This is a genomic window from Arthrobacter sp. P1_B9 (assembly GCF_056406495.1).
Map to the genome: position 1 here is coordinate 159,311 of NZ_JBFUAA010000004.1, position 16,423 is coordinate 175,733.

A 16,423-nucleotide genomic window follows, 5' to 3' on the forward strand; every position below is an offset into this window, starting at 1 on the left:
CCCGGCGGCTACTTGGCGCGCCGCGCCGGCCCGGCGATGAGCTTTGAGGGCAGCACCCGCGAAACCGAGGTCAGGACTTTGTAGCGCTTGCTGGGGATCGAGACGGCCTTGCCCTTGGCGTTGTCCGCCAGTCCCTCGCTGACCACCTGCCGGGCCTCGAGCCACATCCAGCGCGGCGTCGCCGTCTTGTCCATCCCCATCCGGTCGTGGAACTCGGTGTGGGTGAAGCCGGGGCACACGGCGGTGACCTTCACCCCCCGCGCCGCATAGGCCATGTTGGCCGAGCGCGAGAAACTCAGCAGCCAGGCCTTCGCTGCGGAATAGGTGCCGCGGGGCAGGAAGGCCGCCACGCTGGCGACGTTGATGATCCTGCCGGACTGGCGCCCGAGCATGCCTTGCAGGGCGGCGTGGCTGAGCTCCATGGCGGTTTCGACATGGAGCTTCAGGTGTTTCTTCTCCTCGGCAATGTCGTTGTCCTCGAAGGGCCGCAGCAGGCCGATTCCCGCGTTGTTGACCAGGATTTCCACCGGCCGCGCGGGGTCGGTCAGGCGCGCGACGACGGCGGCAATCCCTGCGTCGTCGGTCAGGTCCGCGGCGATCGTCTCCGTCGCGGTCCCGTAGCTGTTCTCCAGCTCCGCAGCGGTGGCCGCGAGGCGGCCGGCGTCGCGGGCCACGAGCACCACGCGGTGGCCCTGCTCGGCGAGCTGGCGGGCGAACTCGGCGCCAAGGCCTGCCGTCGCGCCCGTGACCATGGCTGTGCTGCCGGATGTAGAGGCTGTTTGAGGGTTCATAGCGACAGCCTAGTCTCGTCCCGGCTCAGGCCAGGGCCGTGTCCTGCGCCAGTTCGTCCCCTGCCGGGTCACCGTCATCGAGCAGGTGGCGGTTTTGAAGCTCTTCGGCCGCAAGCTCGTACCAGGTGTGCGCCCCGAAAGAGGGGCTGCTGGTGTCGAGGTGGCGGTAGAGAGCGTCCGCGAGCCGGCACAACGCCGTGTCGGACAGTGCCCGGACCGTGGCCACAGGATCCAGCGTTCCCTCGAAGTACTCCGAAAGCGCCAGCCCGTCGATGGAGCCAAGGTCGCTGGCGCCGCCGGTTTCCGCGGCCAGCGGGCTGTTGGCCTCCCCCAGCCCGGAGCCGGATCCGGAGCCGGGCCCGACGTCGAGCAGTCCGGCAGCTTCGCTGTCTCCGTTCCCGGCGACGGCAACGGGGGCCGGGCGGTCGTCGGTGTCGAGTCCGGCGAGGACTTCGGCGTCGGCGCCGACGTGCACGAGGCAGATTGGCAGCACCGCCGGCTCGTCGAGGGTGAAACGAAGCGGTCCGGACTCTGCGGAGCCCCCGGCATCGGGAGAGGGCAGGTGTCCGGCATCAGCGAGACGCCGGAGATCCAGCAGCACCTCAGGGTCCAGGTGGGAGGCGCCGTGGAGATCGATGACCACGGCGGCGCCCGGTTCGAGGCGGCAGGCGCGGCGCACAATGTGCAGGAGGGTTGCTGAGTCAGACTGGGTAACGCAGCCGGTAATTTCGAGGGTGACCTGTGCGGGATCGACATCCACCCGGACAAGCACACGCAGTTTATGGTTCATGGGGTACTCCAAAGTCACCTGTCCAAGAGCCAACTGCATAACTCTGGTCAAACTTTACGAGGTTGGTCCGCTGCCCACAAGCGGGCAGGCCGATGACTCCGTTCCGGCTCCCGTGCCAGGCGCTCAGGCTCCCTCTGGGACCCGTTCCGGCCAATCCACATACTGGTGGTACGACTCATGTTTGCGCAGGTAGCGGTACATGAACGGGCAATTCGGGATGATCCGCTTGCCGGAGGCAACCACGTCATCGAGGGCGAAGTGCGCCAGCACTTTGGCGAGCCCTTGGCCCTGGAACTGCTCTGCGGTATCCGTGTGGATAAAGTCGATATGGCCCGGCCTGTCGATGAAGCGCACCTGGACGGCGAGCTTGTCGCCGACACGGAGTTCGTAACGGTGCAGCTCGTCGTTCCGGGTGGTGGAGACGTCCGGGGTGAAGGTGTCTTCCGTGGTTGCCGAGTTCTCCGTCATGGTTCGACATTGGCACTTAATGGCGGGCGTGGCAATGGCGGTTCCGATCCGCCCTGCCCGTCAGGTGGCGTCGTGAGCCGAACCGGAATCCGGCCCAGGAGCACGACGGCGAGCGCGAAGCAGGCGGCACCCCCGCCGAGGAGCCCGGGCGTGAGCCCGGTGAGCGCGGCGTTGACTGCCGGGACAAAAACGGCGACTGCGGCCAGCAGCACGGCGGCCGCCGGCCGGCTCGGCGACGGGCCGGACGCCGTCGGCCGCTCCTCCAGCCTGCCAAACAATGCCACCACCGGCAGCAGCAGGGCGATGACCCCCAACAGCACCAGGGGCCGCCCCCACCACCAGGCCGCACTCCCTCCGGCGGGCTGCGGGAAATCCGTCAGCAGCAGCAACCCGGACATCGCCGCCAGCAGGGGCAGATGCCACAGATAAACAGTCATGGACCGCCGGCCGGCCACGCCCATCATCCGGCGCACCCCGGCCACGGACGCGATCCGGGACAGCACCGGCCGGAAGAGCTGGAGGGCGGCGGCCTGCGAGATGCCCAGGAGCAGCAGCGTCACATTGGGCGGATTGAGGTTCACCAGCATGTTCCCGGAATACAGCCCCAGCAGGACTATCAACCCCAGCAGCATGTTGCTGGCAACCATGATGCCCAGGTGCGCCGGCCGGCCCGGCAGCAGCCGCGGGCCATCCGCCACGATGAATCCGAGCTGCTGCACGGCGCACCACAGGAACAGCATGTTCAGGTATGCCAGCAGCGGCAGCACTCCCCGCAGGCAATCGACCGTCACCACCAGGGCGGTGAGGCCGGCGAAGGTCAGCCATGGCGCGCGGGTGTGGAGGGCCGCCAGCCAGGGAAGGTTGAGTTGCGCGGCGAGGTACGCGGCCAGGAACCACAGCGGCATGCCGGCTCCGCTGGTGAGCAGCTCGATGACCTGAGGGTCAACCCCTGCGAGGCGGGCCGCCGACAGGCCAACGAACATGACCGCCAGCAGGACGGCGGCCGGCCGGATCAGGCGCAGCAGCCGGGCCTGCATGAAATCGAAGGCGTTGCCGCCCCTGGCGCGGAGCCGGCGCCAGGACTGCAGCCCGGTGATGCCTCCGGCCACAAAGAACAGCGGCATGATCTGGAAGACCCACACCACTGGTTCAAACCAGTGCTGATCGCCCAAGGTGTTCTCGGACGTCACGGTGCCGTCCGGGTGCAGTACGGGACTCACCATCATGGTGTGCGCGACCACCACCAATGCCAGGCAAAAGAACCGGACAAGGTCGATCACCGGGTCTCGGTCCGGCATCGGCGCCGGGTCGCCGGTTGGCCGCTGCTGCGCAAGCATGGCACCCCTCGGGAAGACAGGCTGTGTTGCCATCATTGTCGGGCCGCGGCGCCCTGGCTGCCAGAGCAGTATGGCCCGGATGCGCGCCGGCTGCGGGCCATACTGCTCTGGCAGTCACAGTGTCAGCGCGAGAGTGTGGCCAGGGCGGTGGCCGCGAAGGTCCTGGCCGAGGCATTCCACAGGCCCAGCAGTGCCTGGAGGTTCTCGCCGTCGGCCCGGTGCGCTGTGGTCTGTTCCTCAAGGACCGCCAGGACGCCGGTGCGCAGCTCCGTGTTGAAGTTGACCTTGCCCACGTTCATCGCGGCGGCCTTGACCAGTTCCTCGGCCGGAATGCCGGAGGCGCCGTGCAGGACCAGCGGGATCCGGGTCCGCACGGCGATGTCCTGCAGCACGTCCCAGCGCAGCCGGGGCTCCCCCTTGTACTTGCCATGGACATTGCCCACAGCCACGGCGAGCAGCTGCGCCCCGGTGCGGGCCACGAAGTCCTCCACCTGGGCGGAGTCGGTGAGCCCGGCGGGGGCGTCCGCCACTGTGCTGCCTGCGTTATCCGCGGCGTCGGTCCCGAAGGCCCGGTCCTCGTCGCCGGCGAGTCCGCCGAGTTCTGCTTCAATGACGACGTCGGCCCGGCCCTGCGCTGCCAAGGCCGCGCGGACGTTCCGGACCAGGGCGATGTTGTCCTCGTACGGCAGCGAGGACCCGTCGACCAGCACCGAGTCGGCCCCGGCACTGACGGCGTCGGCGATCACCTGCGGGTCGGTGGCATGATCCAGCTGCACCGCAATCGGCACGGAGGCTGCGTCGGCGAGTCCGCGCAGGGCGGCGACCAGCCGCAGCCCGTTGGGCGTTGCCGCGGTCTTCGGTGCGACCAGCAGGATGGCGCCCCGGCCGGATTCCTCGGCCGCCCCCACAACGGCGAGCGCGGTGGTGAAGTCGTAACAGGTGAACGCCGGAACGGCAGAGCCTTGCTGCAGGGCGCCGGTCACCAGGGTGTCCAGTTGGGTACGCATCAGGCGCTCAGTCCCCCCACCAGCATCCAGGCGACGAATGTCAGGGCGAAGCCTGCCAGTCCCAGCACGGTGGTGAGCACGGTCCAGGTCCTGAGGCCGTCGGCGACGGTCAGTCCGTAGTAGCGCACAACCACCCAGAAACCGGCGTCGGTCACGTGGGAGAGGCCGAGGGCGCCGAATCCGATGGCGATCACGATCACGGCGGTCTGCGCCGGCGTGTAGCCGCCGCCGGCGACGGCGGAGGAGAGCAGGCCGGCCGTGGTGACGATCGCGACGGTGGCCGAGCCCTGGGCTGCGCGGAGGGCGAGGGAGATGATGAAGCCAAGCAGCAGCAGCGGAACGCCGAGCGTGTCGAGGGATTCGGAGAGAGCCTTGCCGATTCCGCTCACCTGCAGGACGCTGCCGAACACGCCGCCTGCCGCAACAACCATCAGGATGGACGCGATCGGAGGCAACGCGCCTTCGAAGATTTCGCCGGTTTCCGTCAGCGACCACTGCCGGCGGACGGCCAGAAGGAAGAAGCAGAGCGCAACGGCCACCAGCAGGGCGAAGACGGGGTTGCCCACGAACGCCGCGACGCCGTACCAGAAGTCGTTCTTGTCGATCACCAGGGTGCCGACGGTGCCGAGGAGGATCAGCACGATCGGGGTGGCGATGAGGAAGATGATCAGTCCCGGACGGGGCGGGGCGATGGCTTTGCTGCCCGGGCCCTCGTGGCCAACGCGGACCATGGTGGCGGAGCCGAACTCGTCCACCTGGGTTTTGACGGCCGGCAGCAGTTCGAAGGTCTTGCGGTTCATGATGGACGCGACCCAGTAGGACAGGAAGCCCAGCGGCACGCAGATCGTCAGCGAGATCAGGGCGATCAGTCCGATGTCGGCGCCGAGCACGCCGGCACCGGCAACAATCCCCGGGTGCGGGGGCACGGCCACGTGGATGGCTAGCATGATGCCGGCCATGGGCAGGCCGAACTTCACCGGGTGGACGTTGGCAATTTTAGCGAAGGCGTAGACGACCGGCACCAGGACAATGATGCCGACCTCGAAGAACACCGGAATCGCCACCAGGAAGCCGACTGCGGTGAGGGCGACGGCCACCCGGGTGGCCCCGAGCTTGGCGGTGAAGTGGTCGGCGAGGGACTGGACGCCGCCGGATACCTCGATCATCCGCCCCAGGATCGCGCCGAGCGCAATCAGGAGGGCGACCTTGCCCATGGTGCCTCCCACCCCGGCGGCCACCACGGTGAACACGTCCTTGAGCGGGATCTGCGCGGCCACGGCCACCAGGATACTGACGGTCAGCAGGGCCACGAAGGCCTGGATCTTGAAGCGGATGATCATCACCAGCAGCAGGGCGACGCCGGCCGCCGCGATTGTCAGCAGCAGCGGAGTTCCCAGCTCCACGGCCGGCTTGATGACGGGCGCGTCGGCTGCGCGCACCATCAGGGAATTGAGCAGGGGGGTCATGAAGAGGTGTCTCCTTTGACAGGAAGGTCGCCCAGCGAGTCAGTCGCCGGGAACAGTGGGGTGGGGACCCGGCGACGGCGGAGGGGGGGGAACGCCGTCGTCGGGGATGGGGGTGGCTGGTTAGGCGGTGCGCCTGGTGGGCGCGACGACCTTGATGACGGCGGAGTCATCGGCGGCGGCGAGGCCCTGGGCCTGGCCGAGGAGGTAGAGCTGCTCGGCGGCGGCGGCCACCGGGGCGGCGAGGCCGGCGGCGCGGGTGGCCTTGCCGACGATCCCCATGTCCTTGACGAAGATGTCCAGCCGGCTGAGGACTTCGGCGCCGTCCTCGGTGTAGGCCTCCAGGATGCGCGGTCCGCGGTTGGAAAGCATGAAGGAACCCGCCGCGCCGGCTTCAAGGGCGGCGAGGGTCTTGGCCTGGTCCAGGCCGAGGGCGTCGGCCAGGGCCATCGCCTCGGCGGCGGCGGCGATGTGGATGCCGCAGAGCAGCTGGTTGACGGTCTTGAGGGCCTGGCCGTCGCCGGGCTTGTCGCCGACCACGGTCAGGGTGGAGGCGAGCAGCTCAAGGGCCGGGCGGGCCTTTTCCTGGGCCTCGGGCGAGGCGCCCACCACGATCAGGAGGTCGCCCTCGCCGGCACGCTTGGGGCCGCCGGACAGCGGGGCATCAACCAGTTCGACGCCGTATTCGGCCAGGCGGTCGACGGCGGCCGGGATGGCCTCGGTGCCCACGGTGCTGCCCAGGATCACGACGGCGCCCGGCTTGAGCACGGAGGCCACGCCGTTCTCGCCGAACAGGACATCGTTTAGCTGTTCACCGTTGCGCACTGCCAGCAGCAGCGCGTCGGCGCCTTTCGAGGCTTCCCGTGCGGAGGCGAAGGTGCGGATGCCGGCCTCTTCAGCCAGCTTCAGGCGCGGTTCGGCGATGTCGAAGCCGTGGACGGTGAGCTCGCTTGCCAGGCGCGTGGCCATGGGCAGGCCCATGGCGCCAAGGCCAAGGACGGTGATGGTGTAGTTGCTGGTCATGGTGTTCTCCATCGAATGACGTGTGGTGCTGGGGGGATTAGAAGGTGTTGCTGAGCTTGCGCGTGACATCGGCGAGGGACTGGTCGTCGCCCACGTTGCCGGCGAAGACGATGTACGGGATGCCCTTGGCGGGACCGTCCACCGGTTCCCACAGGCTGACGATGCCCGGCAGCATGGGCCCGCGGACTATCGCGTGCCGGATTTCCAGGCCGTGTGCGGCCACGTCCGAGGACGTGATGCCGCCCTTGGCGATCACGAAGCGGGGCGGGAAGGTCTTTAGCGTGCGGTTCACCACGGCAACGACGGCGGCAGAGACGGTGCGGGCGATCCGCAGGCTTTCGGCGGCGTCGGAGGTCTTGATCAGGAGCCGGCTCGTGTGCACGATCACGTCGCCGCCGCGGAGGGCAGCGACGACCGTGTCCACGGTTTCGTCCAGGTACTCCCCCGCGTTGTCGCCGAGGAGCTTCTCGACGTCGATCTCCACGATCCGGGCCGCGCTGTGCTGCTCGGTGAGGGCGTTGAGCTGGCGGGTGGTGACACCGACGTGCGAACCGACCACGATCAGGCCACCGGCTTCCGTGGGGATGTTGCCCGCATAGGCTTCCTCGCCGCTGAGTTCGGTGCGGATTTCCTGGCCGATCCGTGCCCGGACAAACGGCGGGCCCACGCGGTAGAGCAGCTTCTTGCCGCGGCTTTCCGCTTCTTCCAGGCCCAGGGCCAGCGCCCGCAGGTCGTTTTCGGTGACGATGTCCGCCACGATCGGAGTCGAATCCGTGGCGGCGTCGATGGCATCGGCAATGGCCTTGGCGGAGATCATCGGATCGGCGGACGCCCGGATGATGTCCAGATCCAGCACGATCACCGAATCCGCGGGGAACCGGCCGTTCGACTTCTCCTCGACATACTTGGCCATCTCCGAGTTGGCGAAGCCGAAGCTGGCGTCCCGGGCGAATTCGGTCTCGGCCACGGGGGTGAGCTGCCCGGAGTCCGTGCCTGTGCCGCGGGTGAAGTGCACGCCGCCGACCGTGACGCGGCCGGCGTCGGGGAACGCGGGAACAATCACGACGCCGTCCGTCTTCTCGCCGTTGACGGCGGTGACGGTGGCTGCGATGACGTCCGGTTCGAGCGGGTAGTGTCCGCGGAGGGTGGAGTCGCTGCGGCTGACAAAGCTGAGCCGAAGCGCGGGTTCAGCGGACGCTGCGGCCGCGAGTGCGTTGCGGACGATCTCCTCGTTGCGGGCAGCCGCCTCGGCAGGGTCAAGGCTGCGGGTGTTGGTGAGCACGTAGACCGCGCGCTGGCGCTGGCCGTCGACTTCGTAGGCGAACGCCCAGGCAAAGTCCGCCACTTCCCAGCGGGTGAGGACCGGCAGGTACGCCACGGACTGGGTGCCGGTGGGGTCGTCGTCGAGTACGACCAGGACACGGGGGGATGCCTCGGAGGAGGCGGCCACGCTGTCTGCCACCAGCCGGGCGGGGATCTGTACTTCCGCGGGGAAAGCGGCCAGCACGTCTGCTTCGAGGGGCACTATGCACTCCATTGTGTGTGGATCTGTCAGTGGAAAACTGCGGTTCTCCGCGAGCCGCAGCAGGAACAAAATGTAAGATGTCAGACATCTTGCATATGAATGCTAGTGTGGCATATGGCACAACGACGCGCAAGTAGACTTGGCCATCACGGAGCACACCATCAGGCAACAAGTCGCTGGACGGGGAGAATTGGCTAGGAAATCGCTGGTCGGCGTTGTGGCCGACGAACTGCTGGATCGGATTATTGGCGGCGAGTTCCCGCCCGGCGCGAGCGTCCCCGGCGAACTGGAGCTCAGCTCCCGGCACGAAGTCAGCCGCATGACCGTGCGCGAGGCCATGAAAACCCTTGAAGCCCAGCGGATCCTCAGCGTGGAACGCGGCCGGGGCACGTTCGTGAACCCGGTGAACCGCTGGGGCTCCCTGGACGCCGTGCTGCGGGCAGCCTCGGAGGGCACAAACGACGCCTCGGCCGCCATCCAGCTCATCGAGCTCCGGCGGATGCTGGAGACGGGCGCCTGCGAACTGGCTGCCGGGCGAATGTCGGACACGGACATCCAGGCCCTCCGCGCGCACGTCGACAGGATGCGGCTGGCCCACGAGAGGAATGATCTCGCGGCATTCGTGGAGGAAGACCTCGCTTTCCACGACCTCATCCTGCAGGCCTCGGAAAACGTCTTCGTCGCCGTGTTATTCGAACCCTTGCACCGCGTGCTGGAAAAACGGCGGACGGAAACTTCCAAGGTGCCGGAGATCCAGGAGCACGCCATCGGGCACCATCAGAACATCGCTGACGCCCTGGCCTCCCGCGACCCGCACCGCGCCCGCGACGCCATGGACGCCCACATGCAGCAGACCCTTGACGATCTGAAGACCTTCGTGCTGGCCGGGGGCCCCGCCTGACGCGGACCCGCACTTTGCCCGGATGATGAGCTCAGGCGAGCGAGAGGAAGAGCTTCTCGAGTTCGGCGCGGTCCAGGCTGGGGTCTTCCTGCTGCATGCACTGCTGCAGGCCCGTGGCAATGATGGAGAACCCAGCCTTGTCCAGGGCACTCGACACGGCCGCCAGCTGGGTCACGACGCTCTTGCAGTCACGGCCCTCCTCGATCATCCTGGTGACGGCCGCGAGCTGGCCCTGGGCGCGGCGAAGCCGGTTAATGACAGGCTTCATGTCGGTGGGATCGAGTTCCATTGGTTCCTCCGGTTCGATGCGTCAGGCTCCACATTATACCCCCCTGAGTATTTCGCCTCCCGGGTGGCGGACGGCCAGGGGTGGCCGCTGCGGCCGCATGCCGCCCCGCTAGGGGCATAAGTACCTAGCGAGGCATGGAATATCGGCGTATTGCTGGTGATGTGAACGCCGCCAGGTTCCTAGAGCCGGACGCCGGCGGTACCGGCGTCAACCTCCCCGCCGCGGGGCCGTGGCACCCAGGGGATCAGAGCTCCGCACGCGGGCGTGCCGGTGACCTGCGATCCCGGCCCTGGAGCCGGTATGTCGCCTTGGGCGACTCGTTCACGGCAGGCGTCGGCGACCCGGAACCGCTGAGCCCCGGGGGCATTCGGGGGTGGGCGGACCGCATCGCCGAGGAACTCGGCGAGGGCCGCCGCGAGTTCGGGTATGCAAACCTTGCCATCAGCGGCCTGGTCCTGCGCGAAATACTCGACCAGCAACTCGGACCGGCCCTGAACCTGAAGCCTGACCTCGTCTCGCTCTCCGCCGGCGGGAACGATCTCGTGTTTCATCGCGGCGATCCGGACCGGATGGCCGCGGCCCTGGACGACGCCGTGGCAGCCCTCTCTGCCACCGGGGCCACGGTGGTCCTGTTCACCGGGCCGGACTGGGGCGAGACCGCTGTGTTCGGACACATCCGGGGGAAGGTCGCGGTATTCAACGAGAACATCCGTGTCATCGCCGCCCGGCGTGATGTCGTCATCGCCGATTTGTGGGCCCTGCGGCAACTGAGCGATCCGCGGATGTGGGATCCGGACCGCCTGCACTTCTCGCCGCTGGGACACCACACCATTGCGGCTATGGTCCTGGACACGCTCAGCGTGCCACACCGTCTGCGGCCGCTGGAACCGAAGCCGATGCCGCCGGGCAACTGGCGGGAGACCCGGGCCGGTGACCTGGCATGGATGGCGCACTACATGCTGCCCTGGATGGTGAGCCGGATCAGGCCGCGCGCAGACACCCCGCCCCGGCAGGCCAAACGCCCGCTGCCCGGACCGCCTCCCGGGGTCCCGGACTCCGGGCACAAACCCCTAGTCCGGCCGGGTTCGGTCGGCTAGTCTGCAGGAACGGCCCACAGCCGGGCATCGATGGCGATCACGAGGAGCGAAGTTGCCTAATCACACTTACAGCATTTCTGAAATTGTCGGAACCTCGAACGAGGGCGTCGATGCGGCCGTCCGGAACGGCATCGCCGAGGCCGCCAAGACCCTCCGGAACCTTGACTGGTTCGAAGTCAAGGAGATCCGCGGCCACCTTGAAAACGGGCAGGTCGCCGACTGGCAGGTCACCATCAAGCTCGGGTTCCGCCTGGAGCGTTGACGCCAGACTCCGGAGCGGGCCGGCACGCACCGTCCCGCTCCGGAGAAACCCGCAACCCGTCAGGGCAGAGGAGGCCAGGGCGGAGAGGAAAACTTCATGCGCTATACGCATCTGGGCCGCTCGGGCCTGACAGTCTCGCGCCTTTGCCTGGGCACCATGAACTTTGGCCCGCAGACCGAGGAGACGCAGGCCTTCGCCATCCTGGACACCGCGCAGGCCGCCGGCATCAACTTCGTCGACACGGCCAATGTGTATGGCGGGTCCAGCCACCGCGGCTGGACGGAGGAAATACTTGGCCGCTGGTTCGCCCAGGGGGGCGAGCGCCGCGAGCGCACGGTGCTTGCCACCAAGTTGTTCGGCACCATGACCGACCGGCCCAACGAGTCCAAACTCTCGGCACTGCACATCCGCCGGGCGCTCGATGCCAGCCTGAAACGACTGCAGACGGACTACATCGATCTGTACCAGTTCCATCACGTGGACCGGAACACGCCCTGGGATGAGATCTGGCAGGCTATCGAGGTCGCCGTCCAGCAAGGCAAGATCCTGTACTCCGGCAGCAGCAACTTCGCCGGCTGGCACATCGCCCGGGCCCAGGAAACCGCCGGCCGCCGCAACTACAACGGGCTGGTCAGCGAGCAGTCGATTTACAACCTGCTGACCCGGGACGTGGAACTGGAGGTCATCCCGGCCGCCCAGCAGTATGGCCTGGGGATCCTGCCATGGTCGCCGTTGCACGGCGGCCTGCTCGGCGGAGTGCTGAAGAAGGAGAACGACGGCGTCCGGCGCATCGCGGGCCGGGCCCTCGAGGCGCTCAAGTCGCACCAGAAACAGATCCGGCGATACGAGGAATTCGCCGCCGAACTGGGTCAGGAACCCGCGGACGTGGCACTCGCGTGGCTGCTCCACCAGCCGGCAGTCACCGCCCCGATCATCGGCCCGCGTACCCTCGAGCAGCTCGAAGCCTCCGTCAGGGCGCACAAATTGAAGCTCGACACCGATGCACTCAAGCGCCTCGACGAGATCTTCCCGGGCCACAGGACGGCTCCGGAAGACTACGCATGGTAGGGCGCAGTCGGCTGTTTTGGCACCCCGCCCGGCGAACCCACGGGTGTCGGGTGGCTCTTTGATACTAAGCATGATTAGTATTAGGGCAGAAGGATGTAGCGCACCCGGCGATCCGGGTGCCTCCTCTATGAAAGAAGAAGGAACGAAAAATGGGTTTTCTCGCATTTCTGATTCTGGGCCTCATCGCCGGCGCCATCGCTAAGGCTATCCTCCCGGGACGTCAGGGCGGTGGCATCATCATCACTCTGATCCTGGGCGTCGTCGGCGCCCTGCTCGGCGGATTCATTGGCAGCGCACTGTTCGGCGTGGGCATCAACGAGTTCTTCTCGCTGTCGACTTGGCTGCTGGCCATCGGCGGTGCGATCATCGTCCTGCTCGTTTACGGCATGATCAGCAAGCGCTCAGCCCGCTAACACGGAAGCTGACCGGAAACCGGCCCTGGGTTATTCCCGGGGCCGGTTTTTTGCACTATTTTGACAGCAAGGCGGCCCGCCGGCCGCATGGTCCGGCACTGCCACCCACTGTCCACGAACTGTTCAACAACGTCTACTTTTCACCTACGTCAGGGAGCAGGAGCACAGCATGAAGGGCAAATTTCTTTTCGCCACCGGACTGGCAGCAGGGTACGTCCTGGGATCGCGGTCAGGCCGCGCAGCCTATGACAAGCTCAAGGCCAGGTCGGCAGAGCTCTGGCACAGCAAGCCGGTCCAGGACAAGGTGGCCGCGGCAGCAGAAACGGTCAAAGACAAAGCCCCCGAGGTCTCCGAGCATCTCGGCGAAGCCGCGCGCCGCGCTGGTACCGTCATAAGCTCCGCTGTCCACCGCGATGCCGGCCACGGAAGCACGTCTGCGGCCACGCCAGGAAAACCGGGAGCAGCCACGCCCGGAACGCCGGCACCCGCGGCCCGCGACGTCCATTCCGACCCTGCGCTCACCGACCAGACGGGCCAGGACTGGTCGGACGAGGGCGGTGCCACCCCGGCGGGCCCCGCCACCAACGTGGACGGGGACAAACTGCCCTAGGGGTTCTTTGAGGGGCCACCGTCGCCGCCCCTGCCGGCTACCGCCCGCCGGAGGGCGGCAGCTCGCCGGCCACCACGGTGGCCCCCAGTTCCTCCGAGCGCAGCACCCGGGCCGCCAGTCCGTGCCCGCGGAGGATTCCGGCCGTCTGCGCGGACTGCCGGCGGCTGGTCTCTATCAGTACGTGGCCGCCGGGCGCCAGCCACTGCCGTGCGCCGGCGGCGACCCGCCGCTGCACCTGAAGCCCGTCGGCGCCGCCGTCGAGGCAGGCCCGCGGCTCGTGGACGCGCGCTTCCTGCGGCATGGTTTCGATGTCTGCCGAGGGAACGTAGGGGGCGTTGACGGCCAGCAGCCGGACCCGGCCCCGGAGGCCCGCCGGGAGGGGAGCATAGAGATCACCCTCGTGGACCTCCCCGCCCAGGGGCAGGACGTTGGTGCGTGCACAGGACACAGCCGCGGGGTCGATATCGGCGCAGTGGAGTTCGGCGGGGCCGGCGAGGGCCGCGAGCGCCGCACCGACAGCGCCGGACCCGCAGCACAGATCGACCACGACCGGTGCCGGGGCGTCGCCCCGCGCCATGCGGCTTGCGTCCAGCAGCGCAGCGGCCTGCCGGACGAGGAATTCCGTCCGGCGGCGGGGCACGAAGACTCCGGTGTCGACCGCGATGCGGAGTCCGCAGAATTCCGCCCAACCGAGAATGTGTTCAAGGGGAAGGCCGGCGACCCTCCGGCCGGCCATCCGTTCGAGCGCCTCCGGGGTCGGGGCCGCGTCGATCAGCAGACGGGCCTCGTCTTCGGCAAACACGCAGCCGGCTGCCCGGAGCCTGGCCGTGAGTATCTCGTGCGGGGAAAGATGGCGGATTACTGGCATGGGTGCGCCTTTCGGTCGGGTGTCAGACGCCCTCACCGTGAGCTGGCCGAGGCCGGCACTGCTGGGCGGGCATCCTTTCTGGACTTGCGTGAACGGGACCCACCTCCTTTTGCTGCAGTTGCTCGATTGCCCCATGCTACCGAAGCCGCCCGCGGCCAGCTGTGATTGGGTCTGCTGTGATTAGTCCGGGTTTTGCGGCGGACTGCGGCGGCGGATTGTGACGCCTGCTTGGGATGCCTTGGCGGCGGCGGCTGGCAGGATGGCAGCATGGACTCCCTCCCTGCCCACGATCTCATCTGGACCGGCTCCTACACGGCAGATTCCGGCGGCCGCGGCACGGGGATCGGCGCGGTTGCCGCGGCGGCCGACGGCACATTGCGCTGGTTGGGTGTTGCGGCGGCGGCCGACTCGCCGTCCTTCCTGGCGGTCCACCCGTCTCTCCCTGTGGTCTATGCCGTGGCCGAGCAGGCCAGGACCGTCCGGGCCTACCGCCGGGCCGGCGCGTTTGGACTGGAGCCCGCGGGCCCGGCGTGGCCGGCCGGTGACGCGGCCTGCCATGTCGCCGTCGAGCCTTCCGGCCGTTTCCTCGTTGTCTGCTGCTGGGGCGACGGCCGGGTGCTGTTCTATGAGCTCGACGCCGACGGCGGCATTGTTGACCGGACGGCCGGCGTCGAATCGCGCGACCCGTACGGTGAGACTCCCGGCGGCGGCCCCGGCGAACGGGAAAAACGGCCGAGCCGCGCTCATGCGGCACTTATGCTGGCCGACGGCAGGGTGATGACCACCGACCTCGGCCACGACCTGCTGCGGATCTGGAATGTCGGATCCGGACCGGGGCTGGCTCTGGGGCCGGCCCTGGACCACGAGGTGGTCCTGCCGCGGGGCAGCGGCCCCCGGCACCTGGTCCAGCATCAGGGCGGCCATGTCTTTGTGGTGACCGAGTATTCAATCGAGGTGGCTGTGGCCGGGTTGTCGCCGGACTCCGGGGACTTCCGGCTCGGATTCGTCGGGCCCGCCGGCGCCGCCGGGGCGCAGCCGGATGATTCGGCGGCAGAGATCGCGTTGGCGGCCGACGGCAGGTACGCCTATGTGGGCGTCCGCGGTTCGAACCGGGTCTGCGTGCTGGAGGTGGAGGCCGGGGGCGCGGCGCTGCGTCCGGTGGCCGACGTCCCCAGCGGCGGCGACTGGCCCCGGCACCACGTGGTCCGCGACGGCTTGCTGCACGTCGCCCACGAACGCTCCGGCGACATCGTGACGTTTCCTCTGGACGCGGCATCAGGGTTGCCGGGTATCCCTGCGGACCGGCTGCAGGTGGCCTCCCCCACGGCGCTGGTGCCGGCCCGGCCCCGGCTGGCGCACCGGGGGTGAGGAGCCGGCGCCCGGCTGACGCGGTGCTGCGGCGAAGAGCAGGCCGCCGGGTCAGCAGGCCGCGGCAAGCCCCGCAGCAGCCTGATGGACGCCCTGTTCGCCCCCATCCAGCTGGATCCCGCCCAACTGAAACCCTCCCTCCGGCTGGAACACGCTCTCCGCCTGGAAACCGTCGGCGAAGTGGAGTCCGTCCCCCGGCTGGATACCGCCGTCGAGCTGGAAGCCACAGGGACAGCGCCACAGGGCCGGAAGATCGAGGGACGGGTCCGCGGGCCCGAACGAGTAGGAGGGCATCGCCGGCTCCGGCGAGGTCCACTGCATGGGTGCGCCGCAGTGCAGCGGGGCGCCGGGCGGGAGCACTGTCGCAGGGTCCCCGGTCAGGGTTGCGGATTCAGCCACGGCGCCTACTCTCGTTGAGATCTAAAAAACAAGTAGTAAGCATACATATAACTAGTTAAACGAGCTAGTTATGCCGCTCGGCGCCGATGGCCGCGCTCATCCGGCGGAGGAAAGTAATGACCACGCGGGCGTCCTCCGCGCTCATGGACTCTGCCACCTCCATCATGCGCCGGTGCATGTGTCCAAGCGTGGCGCGGACTTCGGAGTCCGTCGCCACCGTCGGCACGATCACAAGGGAGCGCCGGTCCGTCGGGTGCGGCTCCCGCCGGACATGCCCGCTTGCTACCAGCCGGTCGATCAGGGACGTTGTGGAAGCGGTGGTGATGCCCAGGACGCGGCTGAGATCCTTCGGGCCAACCCGTTCGCCTGTCGCCTTAGCCCGCAGCAGGTAGCGCAAAGCCAGCAGGTCCGTCTCACCCATGCCCATCGAATCGCGGGTGGACCGCCTGGTCGCCACCTCCGAGATCCGATAGTCGCGGAGGGCCTGCAGGATCGCCGCCGGAGGATCCAGGCTGTCATCGGGGCCATACCAGTATCCGGAGGCGCCGTGGGAGTCCATTCGCCAAGCCTAGCGGAACTGGTAACTAGCCAGCCGTGCAATCCGGGTGGCTGCAGCCACACGGCCCCAGGGCCCCGGAGCCCTGGCGGCTAGGGCCCCGAACCGCCCGGACTGGACCCCGGCGGCGGGCACAAAAAAACCCCGGCCTCCTGTTGCCAGGAAACCGGGGTTTTTCCACTCTTCGC

At 68.2% G+C, this 16,423-nt stretch carries 19 protein-coding genes; 7 read left to right on the forward strand and 12 right to left on the reverse strand.

The features are described 5' to 3' along the window. Positions 1-8 precede the first annotated feature (8 nt). The 8 genes from AC1D1A_RS07915 to AC1D1A_RS07950 form a co-directional block, all read right to left on the reverse strand. Entirely contained in the window at positions 9-791 is a 783-nt protein-coding gene (locus tag AC1D1A_RS07915; protein WP_230008345.1) for an SDR family NAD(P)-dependent oxidoreductase, read from the reverse strand. A gap of 25 nt (positions 792-816) precedes the next feature. Further along, positions 817-1,581, reverse strand: a complete 765-nt coding sequence (locus AC1D1A_RS07920) for a hypothetical protein (RefSeq protein ID WP_476947476.1) — start codon at positions 1,579-1,581, stop codon at positions 817-819. A 123-nt stretch (positions 1,582-1,704) separates the two neighbouring features. Then, positions 1,705-2,049 (reverse strand): GNAT family N-acetyltransferase, encoded by a 345-nt coding sequence (locus AC1D1A_RS07925; RefSeq protein ID WP_028276599.1) that lies wholly within the window; start codon positions 2,047-2,049, stop codon positions 1,705-1,707. Beyond that, positions 2,046-3,386: an acyltransferase family protein gene (locus AC1D1A_RS07930; protein ID WP_476886739.1), complete on the reverse strand. Its 1,341-nt coding sequence runs from the start codon at positions 3,384-3,386 to the stop codon at positions 2,046-2,048. Before AC1D1A_RS07930 ends, AC1D1A_RS07925 begins: the two co-directional genes overlap by 4 nt. A 122-nt stretch (positions 3,387-3,508) precedes the next feature. Beyond that, positions 3,509-4,393, reverse strand: coding sequence for a class II fructose-bisphosphate aldolase (locus tag AC1D1A_RS07935; protein ID WP_476947477.1), 885 nt, complete (start codon positions 4,391-4,393; stop codon positions 3,509-3,511). Continuing rightward, positions 4,393-5,859 (reverse strand): GntP family transporter, encoded by a 1,467-nt coding sequence (locus tag AC1D1A_RS07940; protein ID WP_476947478.1) that lies wholly within the window; start codon positions 5,857-5,859, stop codon positions 4,393-4,395. Before AC1D1A_RS07940 ends, AC1D1A_RS07935 begins: the two co-directional genes overlap by 1 nt. 120 nt (positions 5,860-5,979) lie before the next feature. Further along, positions 5,980-6,879, reverse strand: a complete 900-nt coding sequence (locus tag AC1D1A_RS07945; RefSeq protein ID WP_476849879.1) for an NAD(P)-dependent oxidoreductase — start codon at positions 6,877-6,879, stop codon at positions 5,980-5,982. Positions 6,880-6,916: 37 nt separating this feature from the next. Then, positions 6,917-8,404, reverse strand: coding sequence for a four-carbon acid sugar kinase family protein (locus AC1D1A_RS07950; RefSeq protein ID WP_476947479.1), 1,488 nt, complete (start codon positions 8,402-8,404; stop codon positions 6,917-6,919). A gap of 190 nt (positions 8,405-8,594) precedes the next feature. On the opposite strand from AC1D1A_RS07950, the gene AC1D1A_RS07955 reads away from it, so the two are divergent. Beyond that, positions 8,595-9,305, forward strand: a complete 711-nt coding sequence (locus tag AC1D1A_RS07955) for a FadR/GntR family transcriptional regulator (RefSeq protein ID WP_223914664.1) — start codon at positions 8,595-8,597, stop codon at positions 9,303-9,305. 31 nt (positions 9,306-9,336) lie between these two features. On the opposite strand, the gene AC1D1A_RS07960 is transcribed toward AC1D1A_RS07955, so the two are convergent. Further along, entirely contained in the window at positions 9,337-9,594 is a 258-nt protein-coding gene (locus tag AC1D1A_RS07960) for a metal-sensitive transcriptional regulator (protein WP_018774886.1), read from the reverse strand. Between the two features lie 134 nt (positions 9,595-9,728). On the opposite strand from AC1D1A_RS07960, the gene AC1D1A_RS07965 reads away from it, so the two are divergent. The 5 genes from AC1D1A_RS07965 (at position 9,729) to AC1D1A_RS07985 (ending at position 13,044) form a co-directional block, all read left to right on the forward strand. After that, positions 9,729-10,691, forward strand: coding sequence for an SGNH/GDSL hydrolase family protein (locus AC1D1A_RS07965; protein WP_476849881.1), 963 nt, complete (start codon positions 9,729-9,731; stop codon positions 10,689-10,691). Between the two features lie 52 nt (positions 10,692-10,743). After that, the gene (locus AC1D1A_RS07970) at positions 10,744-10,953 is read left to right on the forward strand and encodes a dodecin (RefSeq protein WP_223914666.1); all 210 of its coding nucleotides are present in this window, start codon (positions 10,744-10,746) and stop codon (positions 10,951-10,953) included. Positions 10,954-11,049: 96 nt separating this feature from the next. Then, positions 11,050-12,021 (forward strand): aldo/keto reductase, encoded by a 972-nt coding sequence (locus AC1D1A_RS07975; RefSeq protein ID WP_476873300.1) that lies wholly within the window; start codon positions 11,050-11,052, stop codon positions 12,019-12,021. Positions 12,022-12,170: 149 nt separating this feature from the next. Further along, positions 12,171-12,434 carry a GlsB/YeaQ/YmgE family stress response membrane protein gene (locus AC1D1A_RS07980; protein WP_018774889.1) on the forward strand — a complete coding sequence of 88 codons (264 nt, stop codon included), beginning with the start codon at positions 12,171-12,173 and terminating at the stop codon, positions 12,432-12,434. Between the two features lie 169 nt (positions 12,435-12,603). Beyond that, positions 12,604-13,044, forward strand: coding sequence for a hypothetical protein (locus tag AC1D1A_RS07985; protein ID WP_476947480.1), 441 nt, complete (start codon positions 12,604-12,606; stop codon positions 13,042-13,044). A gap of 37 nt (positions 13,045-13,081) precedes the next feature. Here the strand turns inward: AC1D1A_RS07985 and AC1D1A_RS07990 are convergent, their stop codons facing one another. Beyond that, positions 13,082-13,912 carry a putative protein N(5)-glutamine methyltransferase gene (locus tag AC1D1A_RS07990; RefSeq protein WP_476870190.1) on the reverse strand — a complete coding sequence of 277 codons (831 nt, stop codon included), beginning with the start codon at positions 13,910-13,912 and terminating at the stop codon, positions 13,082-13,084. Between the two features lie 267 nt (positions 13,913-14,179). On the opposite strand from AC1D1A_RS07990, the gene AC1D1A_RS07995 reads away from it, so the two are divergent. Further along, positions 14,180-15,280 carry a lactonase family protein gene (locus AC1D1A_RS07995; protein ID WP_476873302.1) on the forward strand — a complete coding sequence of 367 codons (1,101 nt, stop codon included), beginning with the start codon at positions 14,180-14,182 and terminating at the stop codon, positions 15,278-15,280. Positions 15,281-15,331: 51 nt separating this feature from the next. Here AC1D1A_RS07995 and AC1D1A_RS08000 read toward each other — a convergent pair whose 3' ends face one another. Both AC1D1A_RS08000 and AC1D1A_RS08005 read right to left on the reverse strand, forming a co-directional pair. After that, positions 15,332-15,679 carry a hypothetical protein gene (locus AC1D1A_RS08000; protein ID WP_476849886.1) on the reverse strand — a complete coding sequence of 116 codons (348 nt, stop codon included), beginning with the start codon at positions 15,677-15,679 and terminating at the stop codon, positions 15,332-15,334. A gap of 64 nt (positions 15,680-15,743) precedes the next feature. Then, the gene (locus AC1D1A_RS08005; RefSeq protein WP_028276609.1) at positions 15,744-16,238 is read right to left on the reverse strand and encodes a MarR family winged helix-turn-helix transcriptional regulator; all 495 of its coding nucleotides are present in this window, start codon (positions 16,236-16,238) and stop codon (positions 15,744-15,746) included. Positions 16,239-16,423: the final 185 nt, after the last annotated feature.

What these genes read in the sequence shown, in the direction of transcription:
- AC1D1A_RS07995 (WP_476873302.1), top strand. Translation starts at nt 14,180, where the DNA reads ATGGACTCCCTCCCTGCCCACGATCTCATCTGGACCGGCTCCTACACG.
- AC1D1A_RS07960 (WP_018774886.1), bottom strand. Translation starts at nt 9,594, where the DNA reads ATGGAACTCGATCCCACCGACATGAAGCCTGTCATTAACCGGCTTCGC.
- AC1D1A_RS07915 (WP_230008345.1), bottom strand. Translation starts at nt 791, where the DNA reads ATGAACCCTCAAACAGCCTCTACATCCGGCAGCACAGCCATGGTCACG.
- AC1D1A_RS07980 (WP_018774889.1), top strand. Translation starts at nt 12,171, where the DNA reads ATGGGTTTTCTCGCATTTCTGATTCTGGGCCTCATCGCCGGCGCCATC.
- AC1D1A_RS07965 (WP_476849881.1), top strand. Translation starts at nt 9,729, where the DNA reads ATGGAATATCGGCGTATTGCTGGTGATGTGAACGCCGCCAGGTTCCTA.
- AC1D1A_RS07920 (WP_476947476.1), bottom strand. Translation starts at nt 1,581, where the DNA reads ATGAACCATAAACTGCGTGTGCTTGTCCGGGTGGATGTCGATCCCGCA.
- AC1D1A_RS07975 (WP_476873300.1), top strand. Translation starts at nt 11,050, where the DNA reads ATGCGCTATACGCATCTGGGCCGCTCGGGCCTGACAGTCTCGCGCCTT.
- AC1D1A_RS07945 (WP_476849879.1), bottom strand. Translation starts at nt 6,879, where the DNA reads ATGACCAGCAACTACACCATCACCGTCCTTGGCCTTGGCGCCATGGGC.
- AC1D1A_RS07940 (WP_476947478.1), bottom strand. Translation starts at nt 5,859, where the DNA reads ATGACCCCCCTGCTCAATTCCCTGATGGTGCGCGCAGCCGACGCGCCC.
- AC1D1A_RS07990 (WP_476870190.1), bottom strand. Translation starts at nt 13,912, where the DNA reads ATGCCAGTAATCCGCCATCTTTCCCCGCACGAGATACTCACGGCCAGG.
- AC1D1A_RS08005 (WP_028276609.1), bottom strand. Translation starts at nt 16,238, where the DNA reads ATGGACTCCCACGGCGCCTCCGGATACTGGTATGGCCCCGATGACAGC.
- AC1D1A_RS07925 (WP_028276599.1), bottom strand. Translation starts at nt 2,049, where the DNA reads ATGACGGAGAACTCGGCAACCACGGAAGACACCTTCACCCCGGACGTC.
- AC1D1A_RS07930 (WP_476886739.1), bottom strand. Translation starts at nt 3,386, where the DNA reads ATGCTTGCGCAGCAGCGGCCAACCGGCGACCCGGCGCCGATGCCGGAC.
- AC1D1A_RS07985 (WP_476947480.1), top strand. Translation starts at nt 12,604, where the DNA reads ATGAAGGGCAAATTTCTTTTCGCCACCGGACTGGCAGCAGGGTACGTC.
- AC1D1A_RS07935 (WP_476947477.1), bottom strand. Translation starts at nt 4,393, where the DNA reads ATGCGTACCCAACTGGACACCCTGGTGACCGGCGCCCTGCAGCAAGGC.